25 protein-coding genes are annotated in these 26,541 nt (G+C 69.0%); 7 read left to right on the top strand and 18 right to left on the bottom strand.

All coding sequences use genetic code 11. From position 1 onward, the window contains the following. The first annotated feature begins 49 nt into the window (after positions 1-49). Positions 50-601: a hypothetical protein gene (locus tag LZ199_RS21215; RefSeq protein ID WP_253995549.1), complete on the top strand. Its 552-nt coding sequence runs from the start codon at positions 50-52 to the stop codon at positions 599-601. Here LZ199_RS21215 and LZ199_RS21210 read toward each other — a convergent pair. The 4 genes from LZ199_RS21210 to LZ199_RS21195 form a co-directional block, all read right to left on the bottom strand. Continuing rightward, positions 580-1,464, bottom strand: a complete 885-nt coding sequence (locus LZ199_RS21210; RefSeq protein ID WP_253995548.1) for an endonuclease/exonuclease/phosphatase family protein — start codon at positions 1,462-1,464, stop codon at positions 580-582. The genes LZ199_RS21215 and LZ199_RS21210 overlap by 22 nt on opposite strands. A gap of 55 nt (positions 1,465-1,519) precedes the next feature. Beyond that, positions 1,520-2,149, bottom strand: a complete 630-nt coding sequence (locus LZ199_RS21205; RefSeq protein ID WP_253995547.1) for an MXAN_6652 family MXYO-CTERM-anchored protein — start codon at positions 2,147-2,149, stop codon at positions 1,520-1,522. Between the two features lie 166 nt (positions 2,150-2,315). Beyond that, positions 2,316-2,783, bottom strand: a complete 468-nt coding sequence (locus tag LZ199_RS21200; RefSeq protein ID WP_253995546.1) for a hypothetical protein — start codon at positions 2,781-2,783, stop codon at positions 2,316-2,318. A 50-nt stretch (positions 2,784-2,833) separates the two neighbouring features. After that, on the bottom strand, positions 2,834-3,208 hold the full coding sequence (locus tag LZ199_RS21195) for a DUSAM domain-containing protein (protein ID WP_253995545.1): 375 nt from the start codon (positions 3,206-3,208) through the stop codon (positions 2,834-2,836). 337 nt (positions 3,209-3,545) lie between these two features. Here LZ199_RS21195 and proS point away from each other — a divergent pair, with 337 nt between their 5' ends. After that, positions 3,546-4,979 carry a proline--tRNA ligase gene (gene proS / locus LZ199_RS21190; protein WP_253995544.1) on the top strand — a complete coding sequence of 478 codons (1,434 nt, stop codon included), beginning with the start codon at positions 3,546-3,548 and terminating at the stop codon, positions 4,977-4,979. A 93-nt stretch (positions 4,980-5,072) separates the two neighbouring features. Here proS and LZ199_RS21185 read toward each other — a convergent pair whose 3' ends face one another. Together LZ199_RS21185 and LZ199_RS21180 are read right to left on the bottom strand one after the other, a co-directional pair. Beyond that, on the bottom strand, positions 5,073-5,933 hold the full coding sequence (locus LZ199_RS21185) for a caspase family protein (protein WP_253995543.1): 861 nt from the start codon (positions 5,931-5,933) through the stop codon (positions 5,073-5,075). A 98-nt stretch (positions 5,934-6,031) separates the two neighbouring features. Continuing rightward, positions 6,032-7,276: an adenylate/guanylate cyclase domain-containing protein gene (locus tag LZ199_RS21180; protein ID WP_253995542.1), complete on the bottom strand. Its 1,245-nt coding sequence runs from the start codon at positions 7,274-7,276 to the stop codon at positions 6,032-6,034. A gap of 99 nt (positions 7,277-7,375) precedes the next feature. Between LZ199_RS21180 and LZ199_RS21175 the strand changes: the two genes are divergently transcribed. From LZ199_RS21175 to LZ199_RS21160, 4 genes are all read left to right on the top strand, one after another. Then, complete coding sequence (locus tag LZ199_RS21175; RefSeq protein WP_253995541.1) at positions 7,376-7,900, top strand: metal-dependent hydrolase; 525 nt, start codon at positions 7,376-7,378, stop codon at positions 7,898-7,900. 3 nt (positions 7,901-7,903) lie between these two features. Further along, positions 7,904-8,458, top strand: coding sequence for an RNA 2',3'-cyclic phosphodiesterase (gene thpR, locus LZ199_RS21170; RefSeq protein WP_253995540.1), 555 nt, complete (start codon positions 7,904-7,906; stop codon positions 8,456-8,458). Between the two features lie 140 nt (positions 8,459-8,598). Further along, positions 8,599-9,228: a YiiX family permuted papain-like enzyme gene (locus LZ199_RS21165; RefSeq protein ID WP_253995539.1), complete on the top strand. Its 630-nt coding sequence runs from the start codon at positions 8,599-8,601 to the stop codon at positions 9,226-9,228. Between the two features lie 72 nt (positions 9,229-9,300). Then, positions 9,301-11,361 carry a MopE-related protein gene (locus tag LZ199_RS21160; RefSeq protein ID WP_253995538.1) on the top strand — a complete coding sequence of 687 codons (2,061 nt, stop codon included), beginning with the start codon at positions 9,301-9,303 and terminating at the stop codon, positions 11,359-11,361. A gap of 13 nt (positions 11,362-11,374) precedes the next feature. Here the strand turns inward: LZ199_RS21160 and LZ199_RS21155 are convergent, their stop codons facing one another. The 8 genes from LZ199_RS21155 to LZ199_RS21120 all read right to left on the bottom strand — a co-directional run bounded on the left by LZ199_RS21155 (position 11,375) and on the right by LZ199_RS21120 (position 20,414). Continuing rightward, a complete protein-coding gene (locus LZ199_RS21155) occupies positions 11,375-12,142 on the bottom strand; it encodes a methyltransferase domain-containing protein (RefSeq protein ID WP_253995537.1) in 768 nt (255 codons plus the stop codon). A 59-nt stretch (positions 12,143-12,201) separates the two neighbouring features. Beyond that, on the bottom strand, positions 12,202-14,433 hold the full coding sequence (locus LZ199_RS21150) for a sialidase/neuraminidase family protein (RefSeq protein WP_253995536.1): 2,232 nt from the start codon (positions 14,431-14,433) through the stop codon (positions 12,202-12,204). 160 nt (positions 14,434-14,593) lie between these two features. Continuing rightward, a complete protein-coding gene (locus tag LZ199_RS21145) occupies positions 14,594-15,373 on the bottom strand; it encodes a hypothetical protein (protein WP_253995535.1) in 780 nt (259 codons plus the stop codon). Between the two features lie 193 nt (positions 15,374-15,566). Further along, positions 15,567-16,322, bottom strand: coding sequence for an ATP-binding cassette domain-containing protein (locus LZ199_RS21140; protein WP_253995534.1), 756 nt, complete (start codon positions 16,320-16,322; stop codon positions 15,567-15,569). Then, a complete protein-coding gene (locus tag LZ199_RS21135; protein WP_407667226.1) occupies positions 16,319-17,197 on the bottom strand; it encodes an ABC transporter ATP-binding protein in 879 nt (292 codons plus the stop codon). The genes LZ199_RS21140 and LZ199_RS21135 overlap by 4 nt, the downstream gene beginning before the upstream one ends. A 17-nt stretch (positions 17,198-17,214) precedes the next feature. Then, on the bottom strand, positions 17,215-18,279 hold the full coding sequence (locus LZ199_RS21130; RefSeq protein ID WP_253995608.1) for a branched-chain amino acid ABC transporter permease: 1,065 nt from the start codon (positions 18,277-18,279) through the stop codon (positions 17,215-17,217). Between the two features lie 2 nt (positions 18,280-18,281). Beyond that, positions 18,282-19,202: a branched-chain amino acid ABC transporter permease gene (locus LZ199_RS21125; RefSeq protein WP_253995532.1), complete on the bottom strand. Its 921-nt coding sequence runs from the start codon at positions 19,200-19,202 to the stop codon at positions 18,282-18,284. Further along, the gene (locus tag LZ199_RS21120; RefSeq protein ID WP_253995531.1) at positions 19,203-20,414 is read right to left on the bottom strand and encodes an ABC transporter substrate-binding protein; all 1,212 of its coding nucleotides are present in this window, start codon (positions 20,412-20,414) and stop codon (positions 19,203-19,205) included. 425 nt (positions 20,415-20,839) lie between these two features. Between LZ199_RS21120 and LZ199_RS21115 the strand changes: the two genes are divergently transcribed. Continuing rightward, positions 20,840-21,745, top strand: a complete 906-nt coding sequence (locus LZ199_RS21115; RefSeq protein ID WP_253995530.1) for a YsnF/AvaK domain-containing protein — start codon at positions 20,840-20,842, stop codon at positions 21,743-21,745. Positions 21,746-21,814: 69 nt separating this feature from the next. Here LZ199_RS21115 and LZ199_RS21110 read toward each other — a convergent pair whose 3' ends face one another. The 4 genes from LZ199_RS21110 to grpE form a co-directional block, all read right to left on the bottom strand. Next, the gene (locus LZ199_RS21110) at positions 21,815-23,350 is read right to left on the bottom strand and encodes a serine/threonine-protein kinase (protein WP_253995529.1); all 1,536 of its coding nucleotides are present in this window, start codon (positions 23,348-23,350) and stop codon (positions 21,815-21,817) included. A gap of 50 nt (positions 23,351-23,400) precedes the next feature. Next, positions 23,401-23,700, bottom strand: a complete 300-nt coding sequence (locus LZ199_RS21105; protein ID WP_253995528.1) for a hypothetical protein — start codon at positions 23,698-23,700, stop codon at positions 23,401-23,403. A 96-nt stretch (positions 23,701-23,796) separates the two neighbouring features. Next, positions 23,797-25,620, bottom strand: a complete 1,824-nt coding sequence (dnaK, locus tag LZ199_RS21100; protein WP_253995527.1) for a molecular chaperone DnaK — start codon at positions 25,618-25,620, stop codon at positions 23,797-23,799. Positions 25,621-25,625: 5 nt separating this feature from the next. Further along, positions 25,626-26,537: a nucleotide exchange factor GrpE gene (grpE, locus tag LZ199_RS21095; RefSeq protein ID WP_253995607.1), complete on the bottom strand. Its 912-nt coding sequence runs from the start codon at positions 26,535-26,537 to the stop codon at positions 25,626-25,628. Positions 26,538-26,541 lie beyond the last annotated feature (4 nt).

Below are 26,541 nucleotides of genomic sequence, written 5' to 3'. Positions count from 1 at the left end.
GAATCCCCCGAGCGCGGCCCCGCGCGGGGTCTGGCAGTGGAGGACACGGATGGAAGTCAAAGGCGTGGCGTTCCTGGCTCGGCAACAGATGACGGTGCAGTCCCACGGTGAGCAGGCGTGGAAGGACTTCATCGCGGACATCAAGAAGCGCGAGCCCGTCTTCACCCTGCCCATCCTCCCCGTCACGCGAATCCCGGTGGACGCGTTCCTGAGGTTCAACGAGGAGCTGCTCCAGCGCTTCTACTCGGGAGACCCCAACGCGTGGTGGCAGTTCGGAATCAAGTCCGCCGAGTACGCGCTGGGCCAGGGTCAGCTCAAGGCGATGTTCAGCCCCGGTGACTTCCGCCGCTTCCTCTTCTTCACGCCCGGCATCTGGAAGGGCTACTTCACCGCGGGCGAGCTGGAGGTGCTGCCGGGCCAGGGCCACACGGACCTGCACATCATCAAGGTGCCCAAGCCGCACGTGTACTTCGAGCTGTCGGTGATGGGCTTCGCGTGGGGCGGCCTGACGGTGCTCGGCGCGAAGGACCTCAAGCACGAGGTCCTCAAGGGCTACACCCGGGGAGACCCGGACGTGCTCTATCGCTTCAACGTGAGCTGACCTTCCGCGTCGGCGGCAGGAAGCACGTCCAGCCGCAGGTCCGCGACGACGGGGTAGTGGTCCGACGCGGAGACCTTCAGCACGCGGCTGGCCACGGGCGTGAAGGCCCCGCAGGCCAGCACGTAGTCGATGCGCAGCGTGGGCAGGAACAGGGGCATCGGGTAGGTGCCCCTGGCGCCACCGGTGGCGGCGACGACGTCGCGCATGTCCCGGCGGAGCAGGCGCACCGAGTGCGAGTCCGGGTCATCGTTGAGGTCCCCCAGGAGCAGGCGCGGCCGGGAGTCCTGGGCGAGCAGTCGGGCCACATACGCGCTCTGGCGCAGGCGCGTGGCGTTGTTGAAGGGGCGGCGGATGAGGTGCGTGAGGTAGACGCTCACCTCGCGACCATCCACGGACACCACCGCGTGCGCGAGCGTGCGCGGCTCCGCGCCCGAGGGCACGGGCAGCGAGTACTGCGCGAGGGACTCCAGCGGGAAGCGCGAGAGGATGGCGAGGCCGTAGGCGCCGCCGTGCAGGTCCGTGGTGCGGAAGTGGGCGCGGTGGGGCAGGCCGGTGAGTCGCGAGAGGGCCTCCACCTGGTCGATGCCGCCGGCGCGTGTGGAGCCGACGTCGACCTCCTGGAGCGCGACGAGGTCCGGCACGGAGGCGCGGATGACGCGGGCCACGCCGTCCAGGCCTCGGGCACCGGACTGGATGTTGAAGGTCATCACCCGCAGCATCCCTGGCTCGCGGTGCACGGCGGCGAGCGGGACTTCCGGGGGGAGGAGACCGGGGCCTGTCGCACACGCGAGCGGCCCCAGCACGAGCAGCAGGGAGAGGAGGCGGAGGTGCATGGAGAGCGAGGGCGGGATGCTACGCCGCACAGTCGCCCCCTGTCTCCCCGCCCCCTCGGTGCCTGATTGAGGAGCAGCCAGCCGCTTACGCGTCGCGGCGGCGCAGACGCGCGCCGAGCAGCATCAGCACGGCGCCCAGCAGAGGCGCGCCACCGGCCGCGGCGCAGCCACCGCCGTCGTCCTCACCGCCGCCATCGCCTCCGCCGTCACCGACCTTCACCTTGAAGCTGGTGGTGGCGGACGCGTCACCGGTGTCCTCGCCGTTGCCGTTGGTCGAGTTGCCCGCGCCGAACAGGGTGAGCGTGGTGCCGGTGGACGGAGCGACGAGGGTGAAGTCGAAGCGCACTTCGCCGCTGGTGAAGGGCTTGGGCTGGGTGTGGGTGATTTCGCCGGAGACCTTCTTGGAGCCGGTGCCGGCGTTGAGGGAGGCGGTGCCGCCCTCCACGGCCACGTCGAAGCCGCCGCGAATCGCGGGGCCGCCGGTGATGACGAAGGAGTAGTTGCCCGTCTGGCCGGGCTCGAGGGACGCGGGGCCCTCGAACTTCACGGTCGGCACGGTGCCGCCCGTCGAATGGCACATCGAGCTCGCGCACGTCAGCGTGCTGTCCTTGCCGCTGTAGCCCGTCTGGCCAGTGGCGTAGGCGAAGGCAGAGCCGGAGACGAGGCACGCCGTCAGCGCACCAGCCACTCCGAGAGACGGAAGAAACGACCGCATGAAGCCTCCAGGGGAAACACCCAAGGAAAATGGAGAGCACTTCATAGCGCGACGCGCCAACGCTTCCCAGCATCCGCCAGGGTGTGACACGCGCGTTGCATCCCCGCGAGAGGACTCCAGAATCCCGGTAGCAAAGGGTCCACGGCGACCCGCGAAGCCTGGCTGCTCACGGGTGATACGGATACCGCTCCACGCGTCCTTCGGGAGAGACCGCGTACAGCTCGAACCAGTCGGTCTCGAGTTGGACGCCAGGGCCGAATCCCGGGCACTGGTCCACGCGTCGGTTGACGCGAACGAAGTGCCATCCGTCCTTGCGTGCGACGAGCACTTCCAAGGCGCGGGGAGAGAACGCACACGAGCGGCCGGCCTCCTTGGGAAAGCGCTTCAGCACCTGAGTCAGCACGGAATGCGCGGCGAGGACCGCGGTCCCATCCAGGGCGGCCACCGGCTGAAGCTCTTCCTCGGGCCAGGGGATGGCTGACCTGGCATCAGCCGTACCCGCATCGGCCCGTCCGGGTCCTGGCGCGACGAAGCCGACTCCCGCGTCCAGCCCCACGGCATCCCCGCGCGGAGGAAGCGCGCCGCCATCCGCCAGCAGCGAGACGAACAGGATGACGAGCTGCGGGTTGGGCATGGCGCACCTTCTACGAACGCGGCGATGTAGTTCCCAAGCGCCCCGCTCAACTACGGGTCGTCCAGCGCGTCCAGGTGCGTCTGGGCGATTGCACGATAGTGGGGCACAACCTCAACAGCGAGCACATCCAAGAACGGCTGGCGTGCGCCATCCGTGTCTCCAGCGTCCTGGCGGTTGGCCGAGTCGACGATGGCGCGCGACAAGCGCCGCGACCCAACACGGATGCGACTGGCAACCTCGTCCAACAACGCAGCGGCGCTCTGCTCCTGTTGGAGTGCCCTCTCAGCTTCATCCGGTGGAATGGCGACCTGAGGAGCGGTGCGCCGGAGGATTGCCCGCGTCTCATCGGTGAGCGTGAACGGCTGTCCTTCGGAAGTACGGCGCGCGAGGTTCCGAACGTCATCCCATTTCAAGTCTTCCGGCACTCGTGCCTTCTACCCGGCACACGGGCCACCTCACACCCGAGGCCCGCCCCGAGCAGGAGCAGGTAGGCTTACCTGCCACCCCGCTTCACCCGACTTGTGCTCGGAGAATGGAAACGGGCCAGGCCCTCAGCCCGCGAGCCGCTGGAACGACTCGCGCAGTGCCTCGCGCGCCCTGCTCCTGCACGTCTCCGTGAGATACCACCACCTGCTTCGTGTCCCATACGAGCGTCCCGGGGCGACCCGAGGGACGTCCCGGGACGACGGGAGCGTTGATTTCCGGGTGGCCCCAGCGTAGGCAACCGTCCTCTTTCAACGACTTTGAAAAGGTGCTCAGCACATGGCCGATAAGCTCACGCCCCGCGAGAAGGGCTTCTCCGAGTGGTACGTCGACCTGGTCCAGAAGGCGAAGCTCGCCGACTACTCGGACGTGAAGGGCTGCATGGTCATCCGTCCCAACGGCTACGCGCTGTGGGAGAACATGCAGCGCGTCCTGGACAAGATGTTCAAGGATTTGGGCCACAAGAACGCCTACTTCCCGCTGCTCATCCCCGAGAGCTACCTCAAGAAGGAAGCCGAGCACGTCGAGGGCTTCAACCCCCAGCTCGCCGTCGTCACCCACGCGGGCGGCGCCAAGCTCGAGGAGCCCTACGTCATCCGACCCACGTCGGAGACCATCATCAACCGCAGCTTCGCCAAGTGGGTGCAGAGCTATAGAGACCTGCCCCTGCTCATCAACCAGTGGGCGAACGTGATGCGCTGGGAGATGCGCACCCGCCTGTTCCTGCGCACCACCGAGTTCCTCTGGCAGGAAGGCCACACCTGTCACGAGACGGAAGAGGACGCGGAGAAGGAGACGCTCCAGATGCTGGAGGTCTACCGCACGTTCTCCGAGGACTACATGGCCATGCCCGTGATGACGGGCCGCAAGTCGGAGTCGGAGCGGTTCGCCGGCGCCCTGCGCACCTACAGCATCGAAGCCATGATGCAGGACAAGAAGGCCCTGCAGGCCGGCACCAGCCACAACCTGGGCCAGAACTTCGCCAAGGCCTTCGACACCAAGTTCCAGGGTCGCGACGGCCGCGAGCACTTCGTCTGGCAGACGTCCTGGGGCGTGTCCACGCGCCTCATCGGCGGCCTCATCATGACCCACTCGGATGACTCGGGCCTCATCGTCCCGCCGAAGCTCGCCGCCACGCACGTGGTCATCATCCCCATCTTCGGCAAGGCGAGCGACACGGAGAAGGCCCAGGTCCTGGAGAAGAGCCACGCGCTCGCCGCCGACCTGCGCAAGTCCGGCCTGGGCGTGGTGGTGGACGACGACGACAGCAAGGGCCCCGGCTTCAAGTACTTCGAGCACGAGCTGGTGGGCACCTGCGTGCGCATCGAGATTGGCCCCAAGGACCTGGCCAAGGGCACCTGCGTCATGGTGCGCCGCGACTTGAAGGTGAAGGAGTTCATCCCGCTGGGCGAGGCCGCCGACAAGGCCCGGTCCATGCTGGACCAGATGCAGAAGGACCTCTTCCAGAAGGCGAAGACGTTCCGCGACGAGCACACCTTCGAGGTCAACTCCTACGAGGAGATGAAGGAGAAGGCGGACGCGGGCTTCCTGCTCGCCCACTGGAACCTGGACCCCAAGGTGGAGGCGCGCATCAAGGAAGAGACGGGCCTCACCACGCGCAACCGCCCCTTCGCGCTCAAGCAGGAGCCGGGCAAGTGCGTCGTCACCGGCGAGGACTCGCCGGGCCGCATCGTGTTCTCCAAGGCGTACTGAGCGCCACCCAGAGCACTGCTTCATGACGGAGGGCCGTGGGTGGACTCATTCGAGTTCCCCTCGGCCCTCTCGTCGTTTCAGCGCACAGCGCCCTCACACCGCGAAGGGTGTCTCCCGCTCGAACTCGCGGCTGGGGATGCCGACGATTGAGTAGTTGGGCGACTGGAGCGGCGGCATGCGCCGGACGATGCGGCGGTGGAACGTGCGGTGGCTGCCCCGGAACTTCCCGCTGTTGTAGACGCGCAGCAGGTTCGCGGTGAACAGCCCGTTGAAGGCTCCGTCACTGGAGAGCTGGTTGTCCTGGCACCCGGAGATGAGCAGCACCGTCGCCTTCGTCTTGGCAATCGGGTCGTCCTTCGGCAGCGCGGCCATGATGTCGTCGTAGAAGGCCTTGTTGTCCCGGTACGTGCGCAGCGCAATCGCCGTGGGCAGGTCCTTGAAGCGCCGCGCCTCCGGTGACGGGTCATGCAGGGTGTCCGACAGCATCTCCAGGCTGCCCGTCCCTCGCAGCGCCGCGTACGCCGCCTTGCTCACCGTGCCGCTGTGACAACTGTCGGAGAACATCAGCACGCGCACGCCCTGCTTCAGCTTGGACAGCGCGAGGTGGATTTCGTCGTCGATGATTTCTCCATCGAAGAGCACCCACGTCTCGTCCTGCGCGTCCGATTCGTCGCTGTTGCGGTCCGGGAGCTGCCCGCCGTGTCCCGAGTACGTCAGCAGGAACAAGTCCCCGGGTTGGAGCACGCGGGACGCCTCGTCCAGCTCCTTCAGGACGCGGCCCCGCGTCGCGTCGCGGGTGAGCACCTTGCGCACCGTGGAGAACTTCCGCTCCTTCGCGATGGACTCCATGTCCTCCGCGTCCGCCTCACAAGCGGTGAGCGCTCCGTCCCAGCCCGCGTAGTGCGCCGGGTCCACCGAGTTCAAGCCGATGTTCAACGAATATCCCTGAGCCATGAGTGACACTCCTCCTGTCACCGGAGGGAGCGCGGGACATCCAGGTGTGAGCACTCCGGCCCCGGGCAGTCCTGCCTCCCCGCTCGGCCCGCGTCCGCTCAGCCCACCTCGCGCAGCGCCTGCTTGCCGGGGACGAAGGTGGCCACGGGCTCGGCCTTGCCCGCGACGGGCAGGAGCTCCGCGGGCTCGAAGCGCAGGGACGCGTCGTCCTGGCAGAAGCGGCGCGTGGCCTCCGACACCAGCATGGGCACGCCCACCTTCTTCGTGAGCCCTTCAATCCGGCTGGCCAGGTTCACCGCGTCGCCAATCACCGTGTACTCGCGCCGCTGCGAGCTGCCCACGTCGCCCACCACCACGCGCCCCGTGTGGATGCCGATGCCGATGCGCAAGGGCTCCTCACCCCGCGCCACGCGCTCCGCGTTGAGTGTCTCCAGCGCCTCCAGCATCGCCAGCCCACACGCCACCGCGGCCTTCGGGTGCCCCGGCAAGTCCAACGGCGCGCCGAAGTACGCGAGGATGCCGTCGCCGATGAACTTGTCGAGCGTGCCTCCGTGGCGGAACACCACGTCCACCATGCGCGACAGGTACTCGTTGAGCAGCGCCACGACTTGAGGGCTGTCCAGGCGCTCGGACATGGAGGTGAAGCCTCGGATGTCGGAGAACAACAGCGTCACCTCGCGGTGTTCGCCGCGTCCGGCCTCGGTGCCGTGCTGGGCAATCTGGCGGGCGACCTCCGGAGAGAAGTAGCGACCCAGCCGCTCCAGCCGCACCTCCTCTCGCGCCACCTGCGTCACCAGCCCCAGCACCTGCCGGCTGATGAAGGCCGCCGCGAGCGCCCCCAAGGACAGCACCAGCACCATGCCCGGCAGGAACGACTGCCACTCCACCTGGGCCTGGAACACCAGCATCTTCTCCAGGACGATGGCCACCACCGTGGCGAGCACGACGATGACTCGCGACAGCGTCACCAGCGACACCAGCACCACGAGCACGATGTACACGCCCAGCGTCAAGAGCGCGGTGGGCACCGCGTTGTCGTTGCCCGCCGTGCCGATGGCCAATGACTGGAGGGCGAACACGGCGGGCATGTCCAGGAAGACGAGCCCGAGCGCAGGACGCCGTGCCAGGCGGGGAAAGCGCCGCGCGCCGGCCCACAGCAGCACCGCCAGCGCCAGGTACGCGGCGAGCACTCCGAGCGGCGTGCGCCAGTCGAGCAGCCACGACATCATCCACCAGCTCGCCGTGCCCGCCGCGCGCACCCGGTTGAGCCACTCGCCCACCTGCGCGCGCCAGCCCTCCAGGCGCCGCCGGAGCGTCTCCTCGACATGGGAAAGCATCCGCATGAGCCCGCTACGCTAACCCACCCCACCACCACCCTCCAGGGCGGCACCGTCGAGCGAACTCCAAGACCCACGTGCGGTATCTTCGACCCCAGGACATTCATGGCGAGCATCGGTCACGTGGCGGTGGGCATGGCCCTGGGGCGGTACGAGGCGAACGGCGGGTCGACCCGTCGACTGCTCGCCTCCATGGCCCTCTTTTCAATGCTGGCCCTGCTCCCGGACGCGGACGTGGTGGCCTTCGTGTTCCGCATTCCCTATGCGGCGCCGTGGGGACACCGGGGCGCGTCACACTCGTTCGTCTTCGCTGCGGCGGTGGCGCTCGGGGTGGCCGCGGTGGCGAAGTGGGCGAAAGCGCCCGCGGGACGCTGGGGTGGGCTCGCGTTCCTCGCGGTGGCGAGCCACGGGCTGCTGGACTCGCTGACGGATGGTGGACTGGGCGCGGCGCTGCTGTGGCCCTTCTCGAACGCGCGGCTGTTCGCCCCCGTGCGTCCCTTGCCGGTGTCACCCATCGGCGCGGGCATGCTGTCACCGCGCGGGCTGTATGTCGTCGGCGCGGAGCTGCTCGCCTTCATCCCCTTCTGGGCCTACGCGCTCTGGCCGCGCGGGTCCGCGAGAAAGTCCTGAGTCATGCGCCTGTTCACCGCCGTCACGCTGGGGTCCACCATCGAGGCCCGGGTCGCCGCCGAGATGAAGCGGCTGCGTCAGCTCGCCAACCACGCCCGCTTCGTTCGAGTCGAAGGCGTGCACCTCACGCTCGTGTTCCTGGGCGAAGTGGAGTCCTCGCGACTGCCCGCCATCCGTGACGCGCTGGCCTCGGTGGGTCCCCGGCATGCGCCGTTCACGCTGTCGGTGGGCGGAGGCGGCACCTTCGGGACGCCCACGCATCCGCGTGTGCTCTGGGCGGACGTGCGGGGAGAGACCGACGCGCTCAAGGCGCTCCAGGCCGACACGGCGGAGCGGTTGCTGCCGCTCGACTTCGAGTCCGAGTATCGCGACTACGCGCCACACCTGACGCTGGCCCGGAGCTCCGCGTCCGCTGGAGACCCGGCGCTGCTCCAGTGTGTGGAGGCGCTCACTGGCACCGACCTTGGTGAGGGACGCGTGGACCGGCTCGTCCTCTTCGAGAGCCGTGGCCCGGAGTACCACCGCGTGGCCGAAGTGCCGCTGACGCGCACCGCCTGACCGGCGCGCCGTGCTCCGGGGAACACCGTCGGCGCCAGGGGCGTCACATGCCTCGCGGATGGGCGCGCGGGAGTGGCCCCTGGCATCAGGGCTGCACCGTGAGTCAGCAGGCGCGACAAGCGCTGGAAAGGACAGGGTCCATGCGGTGGCTCGTGCTGTGGGGAGTGTGGCTGTGGGGACTCGGCGCGGTCGCGGCGCCTCGGGAGGGACTGGAGGCCAACCTCATGACGGGGGACGTCGTCCTGCACACCTCGCGCTCGCGGCAGTCGAAGGCCATCCAGGCGGCCACGCACAGCCCGCTCTCCCACGTCGGGCTCGTGGAGGTGACGAAGCAAGGCATCTTCGTGGTGGAGGCCGTGCAGCCGGTGCAGCGCGTCCCGTTCGCGAAGTGGAAGGCGCGCGGCGTGAAGGGGCACATCCTCGTGCTGCGCCCCGAGGGCCTGACTGTCGAGCAGCGCCAGCGCGCGCTCGAAGCCGCGAAGGCCCACCTGGGCAAGCCGTATGACTGGCTCTTCGGCTGGGGCGACGAGGCGATGTACTGCTCGGAGCTGGTGCGCAAGGCGTACGCACAGGGCGCCGGCGTGGAGTACGGCACCCTGGAGAAGCTGGGCTCGCTCGACGTGGCGGGGCTGGAGCAGCAGATGCGCCAGCGCTACGGCACCCAGGTTCCGCTGGAGCAGGAACTGATAACGCCCGCCAGTCTCGCGCGTGATTCGCGATTGATGGTGCTTCACTCGGATTTCCCGAGCGAGCGCGACCCAGGGTCCTGAATATCCACGGGTGTATTCAACCCCGACGCGGAGAAGGTGAGCCCGGCCCGGAAGCACGGGTAGACTTCGGGCATGCGACGACTCCTGCTCGCCCTCCCCCTCATCCTTCTCGCCGGCTGCAAGAAGGAGGTCACCCAGGGCGCCGTGAAGGTCACGGTGAACTACGACCGCTTCCGTCCGGGATGCCTCCGAGTGGAAGCGTTCGACATGGCCAGCGACAAGATGCGCGTCAAGGACGTCGCGGGCGAGGAGGTGAAGGGGACTCGCGCCAGCGGTGGCAGCATGACGGTGGCGCTGGTGCCGCCGCTGGACTGGGGAGCGTCCGTGAAGGTACGGGCCACGGCCTTCGAGCAGTCCTGCGATGGGAAGACGGTGGTCTTCGACGAAGAGCTCGTAACGGTGGCGGTCGACACCGTGCCGTCCGTCACGCTGTCCCTTCAGGCCGAGGACAAGGACCAGGATGGCTACGTCTCGGTCAGCAGCGGCGGCACCGACTGTCAGGATGAGCTGCCCAACATCAACCCCGGTATGGCCGAGCTGTGCAACGAGCAGGACGACAACTGCGACGGCACCAGCGACATGGACCACTTCAAGCTGGGTCAGGCCTGCACGGTGTCGGCGGACTGCACGGGCGTGTTCCGCTGCAACCTGGCGGACCGCGTCCAGTACTGCGACACCCCGCTCAGCAGGAACGTGTACGTGGACGAAGACCAGGACGGCCACGGGAAGAAGGACTCCATGCCCCTCGCCGTCTGCGGCCTCACGCCCACCGGCTACACCAACGGCCCTCCGGATGACTGCAACGACGAGAACCCCAACATCCGTCCGGGGCTCACCGACCTCTGCGACACCGTGGACAACAACTGCGACGGGGAACTGAACGAGGGCTTCCCCACGCTCGCCATGTCGTGCACGGATTCGCTCCAGTGCCCTGGGACGAACCAGTGCAACGGCATCCAGTCGGCGGTGGAGTGCGTGACGTCAACGGTGGCCACGTTCTGGTCCCTGGACGAGGACGGTGACGGCTTCGGAAGCACCAGTGGCGTCGTGCAGTCGTGCGTGAAGCCCGCTGGCGCCTATGTCGCCGACAACACGGACTGCAACGACGGCAACCCGCGCACCTACCCCGGCGCGCCCGAGCTGTGCGACGACCTGGACAACGACTGCGACAACCAGAAGGAGCCCCAGAGCGCCTGCCCAGGTGGAGATCCCGCCTGGACCAGTAGGAACGTGACCAGCATGGGTGCGAGGAACTGGTACTCGGCATCGTCCTGGATCCGTGGAGGAGTCTGGGTCGGGGGTCAAGACAACCGTCGCGCGCGGTTGCTGCCTTCCGGCACGAACTTCGAGGTCATCACGAATGACGACTGCGGTGCCAACGACACTCACTGGTACAGCGTCTGGGCGGACCCCAGCAACGGCCGCGCGTGGCTTGGAGCCGAAGGAGGAAAGAAGGCGCATCAGGATACGACCGTCCCGAGATGCACTGACGTTCGGGACGACAACCTCTTCGTCCGCGGCCTCGTAGGACTGAGGACCGCCAACGTCCTCACCATCTACGGGGCCTCCGCGAGCTCGGCTGCCAACGAGGGCGCGGCTTTCCGATGGGACGGTGCCAGCACGGTGACCTACAACCCGCCCGGCAACACCCTCGGATTCGTCTACGACATCCACGGCACCAGCCCGAACCGCCTGCTGCTGGTCGGCGGGTCCTCGAACGGGGCGCGCGTCTACCGCTTCAACCCCAGCAACAACGAATGGGTCTCCGAGAACGCGGAGACCACCACGTCGGACACACGCACTCTCAAAGGCGTCTGGGTGGTGAACGACAAGGTCGCCTTCGCGGTGGGTGATTCAGGGACCGTCCTGAGGAAGCTCGGCGACAACGCCTGGGTCAAACAGGATTTCCCCAACACCCACAACCTGACCTCGGTCATCGCCTTCGGTGCCGGGTCCGCCTACGCCACCTGCTCCGCCGGCCACATCTACCGTGCCACTGGCACGACGTGGACGCAGATCCACTCGACCAATCCCAACACGCCGCTCAACGACATCACGGGCACCGGGCCCGACGACCTCTGGGTCGTGGGCAACAGCGGGCGCATCTACCGCTGGCCCGCCTGGCCGCAGTGAGCTGACAGCGGCCTCACCCGCCGCGCCGTGCCACTACGAAGCGGCGGGTGAACAGGAACGGAGTGCCCCGCGCATGAGCGGGGTACGCACCGCGCAAGCGCGGCCCCAGCTCCTCCAAGAACGCCTTCCCCTCGTCCGTGCCCAGCGCCGCCAGCACCGGCCGCAGCGTCGTCCCCAGGAGCCACTGCATCACCGCGTCCTCGCCCGGCAGCAGGTGCAGGTACGTGGTCTCCCACGCATCCACCGCCATCCCCTGCCCCGCCAGCAGCGACTCGTACGTCTCCAGCGTCTCCACGGGCCGCTTCTTCACAGGCGCGAGCGTCCCGGCGAAGCGCGGCAGCGCCTTCACCTCGTCGACGAGGCGGTGCGAGGGCGCATCGAAGTTGGCCGGCACCTGGAAGGCCAGCACCGCGCCCGGCGCCAGCTTCTCCACCAGTCGCCCCATCAGCGCCGCATGGTCCGGCACCCAGTGCAGCGCCGCGTTCGACACCAGCACGTCCAGCGGCACGGGAGGCATCCACCCCGCGAGCTCCCCCACCTCGAAGCGCACGGTGCCCGGCGCGGGACGGCGGCGCGCCTCCTCCACCATCTCCACCGACGAATCCACGCCATACACCGTCGCGCCGGGCCAGCGCTCGGCCAGCACGCGCGTCAAATCCCCCGTCCCGCACCCCAGGTCCGCGACGTGCGTCGGCGCGTCAACGTCCACTCGCGACAACAGCTCGAAGAAGGGCCGCTTCCGCTCATCCCGGAAGCGCGTGTACTGCGACGGGTCCCACATGCCAGCCTCCCGGCGGCGTGCTCGCGCCGCGCACCGGGAGGTCTAACCCACCCACCCGTTCAGCGCTTGATGCGCAGCACCTGGAAGCCCTTCGCCGCGCTTCCAAAGCCGCTCACGTTCTCCATCCGCACCACCAGCTCCCCGGAGGGCAGCACGCCCCACACGTCCGCGCGCGCCAGGTCGGCCCCGCTCACGCGCTCATGGCGCCGCGCCTCCTGCCACGTCTGCCCGTCCCCGCTGGTGAAGAGTCGCGCGGAGACATCACCCGGCGCCTGCACATCCCCCGCGCTGGACCAGGCCGTCCCCAGCACCCAGCCTCCACCCGGCGCGGCCACCAGCGAGTACGCGGGCCCCGGCAGCTCCCGCACCGTGCTCACCCGGCCATCCGCGTACAGGCGCAGCAGCTTCGGATGCTCGGGCTCGAACAACGTGGACTGCCCGAGCAGCAGCGAGCCATCCGCCATCGCCACGCCCGCCACCGCGTTCGCCCCATACCCCTGGAACACCGTCGTCCACGTCCGTCCCCCATCCGTGGAGCGCAGCACCGCCGCCTGCGTCTTGTTGCTGCCCATCATCGCCCACAGCGCTCCCGTCACCGGGTCCGCCACCAGCGCATAGCCATGCCGGTGCGCGGTGAGCGTGGAGCGCACGGACCAGGTGGCCCCGCCATTCGTGCTCGCCCACACCCGCACCGGCGCGGAGGCCGAGGTGAAGGTCTGGTACTCGAGGAAGAACCACGCACCGCCCAGCTCCGCGAAGCTGCGCGGCCCCATCGCCCGGTAGTTGCCCAGGCTCACCTCGTCCTTCCACGTGAGGCCACCATCCGTGGAGCGCTGGAGGTAGTACGCGCCGCTGTGGCTGGTCACCGCCACCAGCGTCCCGTTCGTCATCGCCGCCACCGTCCACAGATTCCCCCCGCCCGTTCCGCGCGCGGTCCAGTTCGCCCCGCCATCCGTGCTCGCCATCAACCGCGAGCGCTCGCCGCCCGCCGGGAGCCCATACAGCGTGCCCGCGCCATCCACCGCGAGCAGCTCGTGGCTGGAGCCGGAGCGCACCAGCTCCAGCGTGAAAGCGTCTTCAGAGGGTTCCTCCGGCGGCTCCTCGTCCAGCACCATCGCCACCCGCGACACGGTGCCTCGCGAGCTCGCGTCCACCGCGTCGCCATACAGACACGGCACCTCCGCGCTGCCCTCTGGCAGCACGTCCACCGCGTTGGGATAGCCCTTGAACGTCACGTTGCCGGCGAGCGTCACCGCGTCGCCCAGGCTGCCATCCGCCCCGAGGGTGCGCACGCGCAGCTCGGTGTGTTGATTGAGCACGCGCATGCGGTTGTAGAAGATGTACAGCGTGTCGCCGACGCGGGTGGTGGCCGCCTGGAGCGCCCAGTCACCCGTGCCCTCCACCAGCTTGCGCGGCCCGAAGGACGTCCCGTCGAAGCGCCGGTAGTACAGCCGCTCCGTCTCGTCCTTGTAGACCAGGTGCATGCCGCCCCTGCCGTCCGCCACCGCGCTCAGCGCCGCGCCATGGTAGATGCCATCGGAGAAGGCCTCGCGCACCGGTCCCCACGTGTCCACCGGGTCCGCGTCCGAGCGGATGCGCATGCGCGTGGGCACGAAGCCGTCATGCATGGCGTAGACGAAGACGAGCTTCGTCCCCACGCTCAGCAAGCGACCTCCACCGCGACGGTTGACCCTGTCCAGCACCTGCGGCGCGCCAAAGCCCTGCCCGCCGTTGGTGGACACCGCCACCACCGCGGTGGAGCCGCCGTCCACCTCCACCCGGAAGGCCTGCACCCAGAAGCGTCCCTTCGAGTCGCGCGTCAGCAGCGCCCGCGAGTAGCCCGTGCTGTCGTCCGCCGCGTCCAGCACGCGCACCGCCGGCTCCGGCTGCCACGTGTCCGCCGAGGACTGGTAGCGCCACCACTGGAACCAGACGTCGTGCCGCCGCGACGGCGCCAGCTGCGGGCCCTCGTACGAATAGACGAGCGCCACGTCCCGGCCCACCGCCACCAGCTCCGCCCGGTCCGTGTGCGTGGAGTCCGGCTGGATGTCCCCCACCCGCCGCACGGTGCGCAGCCCGTCCTCGGAGCGATAGAGGACCAGTCCCCTGCCCTCCGTGCCCCCGTGCTGGATGGCCACCAGGAAGCTGGGAGGACGACTTGCACCTGTGTCGACGCGAACGATGTGGCGCTGCGCCGGGAGCGTCAGGGCGTTGCCCCCGCTCACCGGAACCAGCGCCGAGCCGCCCGCCGCCAATACCGCGGCGAGCAAGGCCCCAGCCAGCCCTGTCATTCAATCCCCTCCCTGTAAACTCAGGAGGGACAATGTGGGCGACAGTGCGGCAAGGGAAGCCGCCCCGCACCCACGACGCCTCATTCCCATTCAAATGAACGGGGCACCTGTCAGCAGGTGCACGCTCACGCGAGCGCGGCGCGCACCCTGAAGCCCGCGACTACTTCGTGCGACGACGCTTCGCCGGAGCAGCCACGCCCGCGTCCACCGGGCCCGCGTCGGGAGCGGTCGCCTCGACCGCGGCGCCCTCCACGCCCGCGTCACCCGGGCCCGCATCGGCGCCCGCCGCGCCCGCGCGCGGAACCGCCGGAGGCGGGTTGATGAGCTGCAGCGAGCCGAGGAACCCGTCCGCCGCCGGAGCACCGATGCTCGGGTTGAAGAGCACCAGCATGGTGTAGAGGCGCGGGCCCACCAGGTAGTTGCGCGCGCGCACCTCGCCGTTGGGCGAGGACACCGTGTAGGACTTACCGGGGTAGCCGTCGAGCGTCAGCTCCTGCTCGTTGCTGACGGTGCCCTTGAGCTGGTTGGTGAGGCCGTCGCGGCCCTCGTTCAGGAACGCCTCGGGAGGACGGCTGGCGACGACCTTCTCCGGGTAGTCCGCGATGCTGACCGAGTAGATGACGCCCTCGGGCGTCTGCAGCGAGTAGGCCGCCGTGGACACCTCGCCCGCGGGGATGTTGACCTTCTGGCGCTGGACCTGGGGCTGGCCCGGCATCTTGACGTTGAAGCCCTCCTCGGCGCTCACGTCGGTGAGCTGCGGGCCCGCAGCGGCCGGCTGCTCGCCGCCCGTCTCTCCCCCCTCGTTGGGCAGCTCCTCAATCGTGGAGGACGCTTCGCCGGAGTTGTTGGTGCTGCTGTCGGTCTTCTGCGGCCCGACGCACGCGAGGGCAATCAGCGCGAGGGTGGCAATGGAGGCAAGGAGGCGGGACAACGAAGGCATGGGCGCGCTTCCTGAAATGAGTTTTGGGAGGGTTTGAACGCGGTGCGTCGGACGACGCTAGACGAACTGCTCGACTTCTGACTACCCGAGATTCGAGGGCCCGCCAGTTTCCAAGTGGCGCAAGGCCCCTGGAATCGTCGGCGGCAAGACGAAGGCGGTGCGCCCGGAGGCTGAAAATCGGCCTTCCGGGAGATTACTCGCCCAGGTAGGCGCGCCGCACCTCCGCGCTCTCCAGGAGCGCCTTGCCAGGGCCGGCCATCGCCACCTCGCCCGTCTCCAGCACGTAGCCGTAGTGGGCGGAGTTGAGGGCCAGGTGGGCGTTCTGCTCCACGAGGAGCACGCTGACGCCCGCCTTGTTCACGTCGCGCAGGGTGCGGAAGATGGTCTCCGTCACCTGCGGCGCCAGGCCCAGCGACGGCTCGTCCAGCAGCAGCAGCTGGGGCCGGCTGAGCAGCGCGCGGGCGATGGCGAGCATCTGCTGCTCTCCGCCCGACAGCGTCCCGGCCATCTGGTTGCGCCGCTCCTTGAGCACGGGGAAGAGCGTGAAGTTCTTCTCCATGTCCGCGCGGATGTCCGCGGTGTCCCGGCGCAGGTACGCGCCCAGCTCCAGGTTCTCCAGCACGGTGAGGTTGGGGAAGATGCCGCGCCCCTCCGGCGCGTGCGCCATGCCCCGGGGCACCAGCTGGTGCGCCTTGAGGGACGTGGTGTCCTGCCCGCTGAAGTGGATGCGGCCCGCGCTCGCCTTGAGCATGCCGCTCACCGCGCGCAGGGTGCTCGTCTTGCCCGCCCCGTTGGCGCCGATGAGGGCCACGACTTCACCCTTGCCCACCGTCAGCGACACGCCCCGGAGGGCCTGGATGGCGCCGTAGTGGACCTTGATGCCCTCCACCGCCAGCAAGGGGGGAAAGGCCTGGCGCTCGCCCAGCGTCTTCACCTGCGCGTCGCTCACGCCGCTCCTCCGTGGCTCTCCAGGTAGCTGTCACCCAGATACGCCTCGATGACCTTCCGGTCGCTTCGCACCTCGGCCGGGGCGCCGCGGGCAATCGTCTCGCCGTGGTCCAGCACCGTGATTTGCTCGCAGATGCCCATCACCAGCTTCATGTCGTGCTCAATCACCAGCACGCCCAGCTTGAAGTCGTCGCGCAGCTTGCGGATGAGGACCATCAGGTCCGCCTTCTCGCGCGTGTTCATGCCGGCGGCGGGCTCGTCCAGCAGCAGCACGCGGGGCTGGCTGCCCAGCGCGCGCGCGATTTCCAGCCGGCGCTGCTCGCCGTACGGGAGGTTGCGCGCCTCCTCGTCGCGGCGGTGCGACAGGCCCATGACCTCCAGGAGGTGCTCGGCCTGCGCCGTCAGCCGGCGTTCCTCGCGCTGGAAGGACGGGGTGAGCAGGAGCGCCTTCCACCAGTCCGCGTAGTTGTGGCCCGCGTTGACCAGCTTCGCGCCCAGCCCCAGCCGGGACTGGTGCAGCGCCGTCTGCGCGCGACAGGCCACCTTCACGTTGTCCAGCGCGGTGAGCGCGCGGAACAGGCGGATGTTCTGGAAGGTGCGCGCCACGCCCAGCAGGTTGATTTGATGCGGCTTGCGCCCGTTCACCTTCGTGTCCCGCACCAGCACCTGGCCCTGGGAGGGCTGGTACACGCCGGTCAGCACGTTGAACGCGGTGGACTTGCCCGCGCCGTTGGGGCCGATGAGCCCCAAGAGGTCGCCCTGCTGGATGGAGAGGTGGAAGTCCGTCAGCGCCTTGAGGCCGCCGAACTGGATGCTCACCCCGTCCGCCCGCAGGAGCGCGGGGGGAGCCTTCGTGTCCAGGGTGACGGGGGTCACCGGCTGTGCGTTCGCGCTCACGCCAGCCCCCTTCGCTTGCGAGGCAGCCACCGCGGCAGCACGTCCCAGAGTTCCTTCGTGCCGAACAGGCCCTGGGGACGCGACAGCATCAGCACGACGAGCAGCAAGCCATAGATGGGCATGCGAATCTGGTCCACCCGCTGCGCCAGGCTGCCCTCGGTGCCCAGCGCGCCGAACAGGGAGCGCATGCCTTCGGGCAGCAGCGTGAGGAAGATGGCCGCGACGACCGCGCCGGTGGTGGAGCCCAGGCCGCCCAGCACCACCATGACGACGATTTCCATCGAGCGCACGAAGGTGAAGGAGCCGGGGTTGATGATGGGCACGAAGTGGGCGAACAGCCCGCCGGCGATGCCCGCGAAGAACGACGAGAAGACGAAGGCGCGGACCTTGTAGCCGGTGGTGTCCACGCCCATGGCCTCGGCGGCCACCTCATCCTCGCGGATGGCCCACAGGCTGCGGCCGTGGCTGGAGCCGGCGAGCCGCCGCGCGGCCAGCACGACGAGGAACACCCAGAAGAACACCATGCCCGGGCTGGAGTACTGGGGGATGCCCGACAGGCCCAGCGCGCGCCCGAACGCGTCCGTGTTCTGCACGAAGACGCGGATGATTTCGCCGAAGCCCAGCGTGACGATGGCCAGGTAGTCGCCGCGGAGGCGCAGCGAGGGCAGGCCCACCAGGAAGCCACACAGCGCGGCGGCGACGCCCCCGACGAGCAGCGCCAGCATGAAGAGGACCTGGTCGCTGGCGGACACCGGCAGGAAGGACAGCGCCACCTCCTTGAGCTGCAGGGAGGTGTAGCCCGCGATGTACGCGCCCACGGCCATGAAGCCCGCGTGGCCGATGGAGAACTGGCCCGTCATCCCGTTCACGATGTTGAGGCTCACCGCGAGGATGATGTTCACCCCGACGACGGACAGCAGGTACGTGGCGAAGTCGGAGCCGGTGAGCGACCAGTGGAACAGCGCGAGCGTGGGAATCGCGATGAGCAGCGGGAGGATGCCGCGCAGCGCGGGGGGGACGAGGGACGGGGCCTCGGGGACGGGGAGCGCGGGGGATTGCATCGTCACACCTTCTCCGCGGCGACCCGGCCGAACAGGCCTCCCGGCTTCACCAGCAGCACCAGGATGAGGAAGCCGAAGGCCACCGCGTCACGCCAGGTGCTGGCCGCGTAGCCCACCACGAACTCCTCCACCAGCCCCAGCACCAGCGCGCCGACCACCGCGCCCGGCACGTGGCCGATGCCGCCAATCACCGCCGCGACGAAGGCCTTGAGGCCCACGTACAGGCCCATGAGCGGGCTCACCGACGTGTCCTTGATGGCGTAGAGCAGCCCCGCGCCCGCGGCCAGGCCGCTGCTGAGCATGAACGTCAGCGCAATCACGCGGTCGGTGGGGATGCCCATCAGCGCCGCCACCCGGTGGTCCCAGGACACCGCGCGCATCGCCCGGCCGAAGCGGGTGCCGAAGACGAGGTACTGCAGGCCCACCATCAGCCCTACGGCAATGAGGAAGCTGATGACCTGCCAGTTCCAGACGACGACGTCCCGGTCCCCGATGATGAGCCACTCGGTGGGCTCGATGATTTCAGGAAAGGCGCGGGGGCTGGCGCCCGGCAGGAAGCCGATGTCCAGTTGGAAGCCGTAGGAGAGCGCGAAGGAGATGCCAATGGCGGTGATGAGCGCCGTCAGCCGGGGCTTCTCGCGCAGGGGCCGGTAGGCGAAGCGTTCAATCAGGAAGCCGAACAGCGCGCACCCGAGCATGGCCACCGCGAAGACGGCGGCGATGCCCAGGAACGAGCCGCGCGCCTCGCGACCAATCGCGAAGGCGGTGGCGTAGCCCATGTAGACGCCGACCATCATGACGTCGCCGTGGGCGAAGTTGATGAGCTTGAGGACGCCGTAGACCATCGTGTAGCCGAGCGCGACGAGCGCGTAGATGGTTCCGGCGGCCAGACCGTTGATGAGGTGCTGGAGGAGCTGCGCCATTTAGGGAGAGATGGTCGTCACATACTGCGTCTTGCCATCCCCGACCTTGAGGACGACGGCGGACTTCACGGCATTGCGCTTGTCATCCAGGGTGACGGTGCCCGCCACGCCCGGGAAATCCTTCGTCTGGGCGATGGCATCCCGCACCGACGGGCCGCTCAGGTCCTTGGCGCGCTTGAGGGACTCCACCGCCACGCGGGCCGCGTCGTAGCCCAGCGCCGCCAGCGCGTCCGGCACCGCGCCGTACGCCGCCTTGTAGTCGGCGATGAACTTCTGCACGCGGGGGTCCGGGTTGTCCGGCGAGTAGTGGTTGGAGAAGTAGCTGCCTTCAATGGCGCTGCCGCCCAGTTCGAAGAGCTTCTCGGAGTCCCAGCCGTCGCCGCCCATCAGCGGCACCTTGAGGCCCACCTCGCGGGCCTGGCGCGCGATGACGCCGACCTCGCTGTAGTAGCCCGGCACGTAGATGCCGTCCGGCTGCGTCTTCTTGATGGCGGTGAGCTGCGCGCGGTAGTCGGTGTCGCCCTGGCTGTAGCTCTCCGTGGTGACGACCTTGCCGCCCATCTCCGTGAACTTGCGCGTGAAGACGCCCGACAGGTCGATGGAGTAGGCGCTCTTGTTGTCCTGGAGCACCGCCACCTTGGACAGCTTCAGGTCCTCGCGGGCGAACTTCGCCATCACGAAGCCCTGGAACGGGTCGATGAAGCACACGCGGAAGATGTAGTCGCCCTTCTCCGTCACCGTCGTGTTGGTGGACGAGGGCGTAATCATGGGCACGCCCGCCGCCTGCGCCTTCTCCGCCATGGCCAGCGAGTTGGACGAGGCCACGTCGCCCAGGATGAGCACCACCTTGTCCTGCGTAATCAGGCGGGTGGCGGCCTGCGCGGCCTCCTCCGGCTTGCTCTGATTGTCGTAGACGCGAATCGCCAGCTTCTTGCCATTCACGCCGCCCGCGGCGTTGGCCTCCTTGAGCGCCAGCTCGATGCCGTTGCGCGTGGAGATGCCGAAGGTCGCCTGGCCTCCGGTGAGCGCGCCCACCTGGCCCAGCAGGATGGTGTCGGAGCTCGCGGGGGGCGTACCGCTCGCCGCGCTCCCGGACTGACCCTGCGCGGCCTGCGTGCCAGCCTCACCGGAAGGAGTGGGCTGCGTCTTCTTCTCGCAAGCGGCCGCCATGACGGCGAGCGCGGCGAGCAGCATCGGGGCAAGGCGTCGCATGGGGAGCAATCCTCCTCAACGGGGGGTGCTGCGAGTCAAAGCCCCGGTTTTCTAGGGGAGCCCTCTCCATGGGTCAAGCGCGCTGCCAGTCAGGCCCTCCTCCCACGTACCCTCCGTGCGGCGCGTCACGAGGAAGAAGACCCCACGCCCGAGGGCGGGCGAGCGTCCGGAGCACCCGTCCCACACCGCGCATGACGCGCCTGCGGGGGCGCCACGGCCCTGAGCCCCGCGAGGAAGGCTTTTCGCGGCGGAGTCGCCGCCACACGCCGGGCGGGGGCAAGCAGCCCCGTTGGGGGCAACCACGGGACCAAGCCCCTCGTGCGCGTGTCGCCATGGCACTGTTCATCCCCGGACCTGTTCCCACCTTCCGGTTGATGGAGAGGTGGACCGCGCCCTCCATCCAGCCAGCAGGAGGAGAGCCAGCCATGTTCCAGCGCAAGGATGTCAGGGAAGGAATGGCCGTACGCAGCATCGACAACGAGAAGCTCGGCAAGGTCTTCGCCATCGGCGACGACGCATTCCACATCGAGAGGGGTCTGTTCTTCCCGAAGGACTACCGGGTCGCCTTCTCGGAGGTCAGCGAGATTCGCGACGGGGAGGTGATTCTGAATCGGGGCAAGGAGGCCCTCCAGCAGGTCTCCGACGCCGAGCGCACCAAGGGCGCCGCCGGCACGGGCGTGGCGGCCGGGGCCATGGGCATGGCCTCCGAGCGGACCACGACGACGACGAAGGAGACCCGGGTACGCAACGGGGGCCCGGACATCTCCCGGGGCTCCGTCACGCCGCTGCCGACCGCCAACCTGGGCACGGACACCAACTACACGGCCAACATGCGGGGGGACACCGACCTCAGGAGGACCGACGCCCGCCTGGAGACCGACAAGCGCCTGGACAAGGACATGCGGCGGGACACCGAGGACATCCTCATCCCCGTCCACCGGGAGAAGCTGTCCGTGGCGAAGCGCGACACCCAGGCGGGCGAGCTGCGCGTCCACAAGGACGTCGTCGAGGAGGAGGAGATGGTGAAGGTCCCCCTGCGCCACGAGCGGGTCACCGTGGAGCGTCGGGCAGTGACGTCGGACAGGCCCGTGACGGGCGCGACGTACAAGGACGAGACCATCGTCGTCCCGCTCCATGCGGAAGAGGTGGACATCACCAAGCGCACGGTGCTCGACGAGGAGGTCGTCATCCACAAGGACGTCGTCGAGGAGGAGCGCCGCATCACCGAGAAGGTGCGCCACGAGAACGTGGACATCCGCACCGAGGGCGAGGTCGACGCGCCTCGCACGCTCAACGCCACCCCCGATGACCCGTCGCTGCGCCGCTCCTGAGGCGACGCCCGGGTCCAGGCCGCCCGAGCCCCTGCTCCTTCCCGGAGCGAGGCCGGGCGTCCCCTTCTTTCAGCGCGCGGCCTTCTTCTGGGGCGCGGGGCGAGGCTCCGTGTCGATGTCCTCCTGCGGGGGCATCGCTCCGGAGGTCGCCGCCGCCACCAACGGCGGCCGCCCGCCCGCCTCCGTGCGGTCCAGCCGGTTCAGCTCCCGCAGTCGGTCCGGGAAGTGCCGGGCCATCAGCCGCGCCAGCTCCGTGTCCTTGGAGGGCGTGACGACGTCCAGCAGCCGCTCCGCCATCTCCTGCGCGCTCGCGAAGCGCGCCGCGGGAGACTTGGCCAGCGCCACCTCCAGCACCTCCCACAGCGGGCGGGAGATGGTGTCGGGCCGCGTCAGGCGCTCGTCGCAGATGGCCTGCATGGAGACCAGCTCGTCGCCCCGGTCGAACGCGCGCCGCCCGGTGAGCGCCTCGTAGAGGATGAGGCCCATGGCGAACAAGTCGCTGCGCGCATCCAGCCGCTGCCCCCGGGCCTGCTCCGGTGACATGTACAGCGGCTTGCCCTTGACGATGCCCGGCAGCGTCATCGTCCGCTGCGCGCGGACCTTCGCCACGCCGAAGTCCAGCACCTTCACCTGGCCGTCGAAGCCCACCATCAGGTTGTGCGGGGACAAGTCCCGGTGCACCAGGTGCAACGGCTTGCCGTCCTCGCCCTTGAGCAGGTGGGCCGCGTGCAACCCGTTCAGCGCCTGCGCCACCACGGCCGCCGCCTGCTCGGGCGTCAGCGCCCCCTTGTGCGCGCGCAACAGCCGGTCCAGGTCCACGCCGCGCACCAGCTCCATGGCGATGAAGTACGCGCCCTGGGCCTCGCCGAAGTCGTAGACGTGGACGAGGTTGGGATGCGACAGCCGCAGGCCGATGCGCGCCTCGTCCAGGAACTGCTGGACGATGGCCGGGTCCGCCGTCAGGTGCGGGAGGATGCGCTTGAGGGCCACCAGCCGCCCCAGCCCCTCCGGGCCCCGCGCCCGCGCCACCAGCACCTGGGCCATGCCGCCCGTGCCCAGCGGCGTCAGCACCTCGTACTTGCCAATGCGCCCGCGCGGCACCGGCGTGTCGTCCAGCGACAGCTCGTCCAGCCGCTCCAGGGGCCCCTGCCCGTCCGTCAGCGCCAGGAAGGCCAGCACGGCGGTGTCCAACTGCTCGCCGATGGCCTCCACCAGCTTCATCACCAGCCCGCCGCCGTCCTCGAAGGCGCCGTCCACCGCCAGCCCCAGGCCGCCCAGCTCCAGCTTGCCCAGCTTCAGCCGGGTGCAGAACAGCATCCGCCCGTTCTTCAGCCGGTGAGGCCCTCGCCAGTTGGCGGCCTCGAAGACGTCCGCGCCCAATTCGCCCAGCACCCGCGTCAGCACCGGCCCGCGCGTGCCTCGCAGGGACACGAAGCCCGCGGGCGCGTGCACCATGCGCGCGCACTGCGTGAGGAAGACATCCAGCCCCGCGTCCAGCGTCAGGCCGCGCTGGAGGCAGTCCTCGAGGATGTCGTCCGACATCCGATGAACCGCCACCAGGCCGCGCAGGAACGCGACCTCTGTCTCCAACGAAGGGAATTCCACGGGCCCATTACACACCCGCACGAGCTTCCCCGGGTAGTCTGGGGTTGCCGCTAGACGCGCTCGCGGTCCTTCAAGGACACGCTACTGGACACCCGTTCGGAGGTGGCGGAGGGCAGCGGCAGGGCGCGGCGGTCGTCGATGAGGCCGTGGATCTCCAGCATGTGCTCCAGGTGGGCCACGCGCGCCTTCAGCATCGCCGTGTCCGGGTGCTGGCCAAGCTGGGCCTCGCGCAGCCGGATGAAGGCCTCCATCACCGGCTTGAGCGAGAAGCGCAGCGTCAACCCGAGAAAGGGGATGCCGACCGTCATCGCCACCACCGACGTAATCACCACGGCTTCGACTGGATCCATGACTCACGACCTCGGAACGGACAGGGGGTGACTCACCTACGCGGGAGGCGCGGAGATGATTGCACGCCCCCCCGTCCGGAATCCGGGGGTGCCCGTTCAGCTCGCCTGGCCGGTGTAGATGGCGTCGGCGATGCGGTAGGCGCTGCCCTCCAGCCGCTGGAAGGCCTCCTTGAGGGCCACCGCGTCGGAGGTGTTGAGCATGCCCTTGAGGCGCTCCAGGTCCGTGCGAATCTCCTCGCGGTCCTTCTCCGACAGGAGGCTGGCGTACTCCTCCAGGCTCTTCTCCGTCGTGTAGATGAGGCCGTCGGCGTTGTTGCGCAGCTCCGCCAGCTCCTTCTTCTTCTTGTCGTCGGTCGCGTGCGCCTGCGCGTCGGAAATCATCCCCTGGATTTCCGCCTCCGACAGACCGGAGTTGCTCACCACGCGCACCTGCTGGACCTTGCCGGTGCCCAAATCCTTGGCGCTGACGTGGACGATGCCGTTCGCGTCGATGTCGAAGGACACCTCAATCTGCGGCACGCCGCGCGGCGCCGGGGGGATGCCCACCAGCTCGAAGCGCGCCAGCGTCTTGTTGTCCGCCGCCATCTCGCGCTCGCCCTGGAGGACGTGCACGCTCACCAGCGGCTGGTTGTCCACCGCGGTGGAGAACACCTGGCTCTTCTTGCAGGGGATGGTGGTGTTCTTGTCGATGATCTTGGTGAAGACGCCGCCCGCCGTCTCCACGCCCAGCGACAGCGGCGTGACGTCCAGCAGGAGGACATCCTTCACCTCGCCCTTGAGCACGCCACCCTGGATGGCCGCGCCCACGGCGACGACTTCATCCGGGTTGATGCCCTTGTGCGGCTCCTTGCCGAAGAACTCCCGCACCTTCTGCTGCACGCGGGGCATGCGCGTCATGCCGCCGACCAGGAGCACCTGGTTGACGTGCTGCGCGCTCAGGCCCGCGTCCTTCAAGGCAATCTTGCAGGGCTCAATCGTGCGGTCGATGAGGTCCGCGACGAGCGCCTCGAACGTGGAGCGGTCCACCGTCTCCGTCAGGTGCTTGGGACCGGACGCATCCGCGGTGATGAACGGCAGGTTCACCTCCGTCTCCGGCGCGCTGGACAGCTCGTGCTTGGCGCGCTCGGCGGCCTCCTTGAGCCGCTGCAGCGCCATGCGGTCCTTGCGCAAGTCGAGCCCGTTGTTCTGCTCGGCGAAGCGCTTGGCCAGGTAGTCGATGAGCCGCTGGTCGAAGTCCTCGCCGCCCAGGAACGTGTCGCCGTTGGTGCTCTTCACCTCGAAGACGCCGGCGGTCAGCTCCAGGATGGAGATATCGAACGTGCCGCCGCCCAGGTCATAGACGGCGACGCGCTCGGTGCCGCCGTCCTTCACCTTGTCCAGGCCGTAGGCGAGCGCCGCCGCGGTGGGCTCGTTGATGATGCGCAGGACGTTGAGGCCGGCGATGCGGCCGGCGTCCTTGGTGGCCTGACGCTGGCTGTCGTTGAAGTAGGCGGGGACGGTGATGACCGCCTCGGTGACGGGCTCGCCGAGGTAGTCCTCCGCCGTCTGCTTCATCTTCATCAGGATGATGGCGGAGACCTCCGGCGGGCTGTGGCCCTTGCCGCGAATCTCCACCCACGCGTCGCCGTTGGGGCTGGTGGCCACCCGGAACGAGCTGACGCTGATGGCCTTCTTCGCCTCCGGCGAGTCGAACTTGCGGCCGATGAGCCGCTTCACCGCGAAGACGGTGTTCTCCGGATTGGTGATGGCCTGCCGCTTGGCAATCTGGCCCACCAGCCGCTCACCGGAGTCCGTGAAGCCCACCATCGAAGGCGTGGTGCGGCTGCCCTCGCTGTTGGGGATGACCACCGGCTCGCCGCCTTCCATGACGGCGACGCACGAGTTGGTCGTCCCGAGGTCGATTCCAATCACCTTGCCCATGATGCTTACTGACTCCCCCCGGAAGTGCTGTCCGACTGCGGCACGTGTGCCTCGGCGCGCGGCTCACCGTCCTGCGAGGACGGCGCCTCCACGGACTCGGGCGGCGTGGTTGATGGAGTCTCCACCGCGGACGCGGCTTCGACGACGGGCGCGGCCTCGGGGGCGCGCGCGACGACGACGAGGGCCGGACGCACCAGCCGCTCGTTGAGGAAGAAGCCGCGCACCACCTCGAAGGCCACGTGGCCTACGGGCACGTCCGCCGTCTCCACCTGCTGGATGGCCTCGTGCATGCGCGGGTCGAACGGCTGCCCCTTGGCGCTGAAGGACTTCACGCCGTGGCGCCCGAGCGCGTCCTCGAAGGACTTGCGCGTCATGGCCACGCCCTTCTGGAAGCTGTCGATGTCGGTGGATTTGGCCGCCGCCTCGAGCGCGCGGTCCAGGTTGTCCATCACCGGGAGCAGGTCCTTGAGCAGCTTCTCCGAGCCGAAGCGCTGGACCTCCTCCTTCTCCTTCTGCGCGCGCTTGCGGTAGTTCTCCAGGTCCGCGGCGGCGCGGACCATGCGGTCCTGCGCCTCCTTCGCGCGCTCGTGCGCCTCGCGCAGCCGGTCCATCGTTTCGCGGCCCTTGGCCTGGCTGAACTCGACTTGCGCCTTGAGCGATTCCACCTCCGCGCGCAGGGCGGCGAGCTCTTCGGCGGTCGCCGGAGTCGCCACGGGGTCGTCGGAAGTCACGGAAAGCTCGGGGGAAGCGGCGAGGTCCTCGTCAGAGGCGGCGGCCTGGGGGGCCTCCACCTCGATGACGGTCACCTCGTCATCCTCCATGCGACGCTCGACGCTGCGGACCGCCGCGTCGATGACGTCCTGCCCGATTTCCGCCTGGATGCTGTCCTTTTCGCTGGAGCCGGCCACGGCGCGCACTATC

The organism is Myxococcus qinghaiensis, from assembly GCF_024198215.1.
Lineage (GTDB): Bacteria > Myxococcota > Myxococcia > Myxococcales > Myxococcaceae > Myxococcus > Myxococcus qinghaiensis.
Note: the sequence above shows the minus strand (reverse complement) of the source record. Positions and strands in the feature narration are given on the sequence as shown.

What these genes read in the sequence shown, in the direction of transcription:
- LZ199_RS21215 (WP_253995549.1), top strand. Translation starts at nt 50, where the DNA reads ATGGAAGTCAAAGGCGTGGCGTTCCTGGCTCGGCAACAGATGACGGTG.
- LZ199_RS21205 (WP_253995547.1), bottom strand. Translation starts at nt 2,149, where the DNA reads ATGCGGTCGTTTCTTCCGTCTCTCGGAGTGGCTGGTGCGCTGACGGCG.
- LZ199_RS21200 (WP_253995546.1), bottom strand. Translation starts at nt 2,783, where the DNA reads ATGCCCAACCCGCAGCTCGTCATCCTGTTCGTCTCGCTGCTGGCGGAT.
- proS (WP_253995544.1), top strand. Translation starts at nt 3,546, where the DNA reads ATGGCCGATAAGCTCACGCCCCGCGAGAAGGGCTTCTCCGAGTGGTAC.
- LZ199_RS21185 (WP_253995543.1), bottom strand. Translation starts at nt 5,933, where the DNA reads ATGGCTCAGGGATATTCGTTGAACATCGGCTTGAACTCGGTGGACCCG.
- LZ199_RS21180 (WP_253995542.1), bottom strand. Translation starts at nt 7,276, where the DNA reads ATGCGGATGCTTTCCCATGTCGAGGAGACGCTCCGGCGGCGCCTGGAG.
- LZ199_RS21175 (WP_253995541.1), top strand. Translation starts at nt 7,376, where the DNA reads ATGGCGAGCATCGGTCACGTGGCGGTGGGCATGGCCCTGGGGCGGTAC.
- thpR (WP_253995540.1), top strand. Translation starts at nt 7,904, where the DNA reads ATGCGCCTGTTCACCGCCGTCACGCTGGGGTCCACCATCGAGGCCCGG.
- LZ199_RS21165 (WP_253995539.1), top strand. Translation starts at nt 8,599, where the DNA reads ATGCGGTGGCTCGTGCTGTGGGGAGTGTGGCTGTGGGGACTCGGCGCG.
- LZ199_RS21160 (WP_253995538.1), top strand. Translation starts at nt 9,301, where the DNA reads ATGCGACGACTCCTGCTCGCCCTCCCCCTCATCCTTCTCGCCGGCTGC.
- LZ199_RS21155 (WP_253995537.1), bottom strand. Translation starts at nt 12,142, where the DNA reads ATGTGGGACCCGTCGCAGTACACGCGCTTCCGGGATGAGCGGAAGCGG.
- LZ199_RS21150 (WP_253995536.1), bottom strand. Translation starts at nt 14,433, where the DNA reads ATGACAGGGCTGGCTGGGGCCTTGCTCGCCGCGGTATTGGCGGCGGGC.
- LZ199_RS21145 (WP_253995535.1), bottom strand. Translation starts at nt 15,373, where the DNA reads ATGCCTTCGTTGTCCCGCCTCCTTGCCTCCATTGCCACCCTCGCGCTG.
- LZ199_RS21130 (WP_253995608.1), bottom strand. Translation starts at nt 18,279, where the DNA reads ATGCAATCCCCCGCGCTCCCCGTCCCCGAGGCCCCGTCCCTCGTCCCC.
- LZ199_RS21125 (WP_253995532.1), bottom strand. Translation starts at nt 19,202, where the DNA reads ATGGCGCAGCTCCTCCAGCACCTCATCAACGGTCTGGCCGCCGGAACC.
- LZ199_RS21120 (WP_253995531.1), bottom strand. Translation starts at nt 20,414, where the DNA reads ATGCGACGCCTTGCCCCGATGCTGCTCGCCGCGCTCGCCGTCATGGCG.
- LZ199_RS21115 (WP_253995530.1), top strand. Translation starts at nt 20,840, where the DNA reads ATGTTCCAGCGCAAGGATGTCAGGGAAGGAATGGCCGTACGCAGCATC.
- LZ199_RS21105 (WP_253995528.1), bottom strand. Translation starts at nt 23,700, where the DNA reads ATGGATCCAGTCGAAGCCGTGGTGATTACGTCGGTGGTGGCGATGACG.
- dnaK (WP_253995527.1), bottom strand. Translation starts at nt 25,620, where the DNA reads ATGGGCAAGGTGATTGGAATCGACCTCGGGACGACCAACTCGTGCGTC.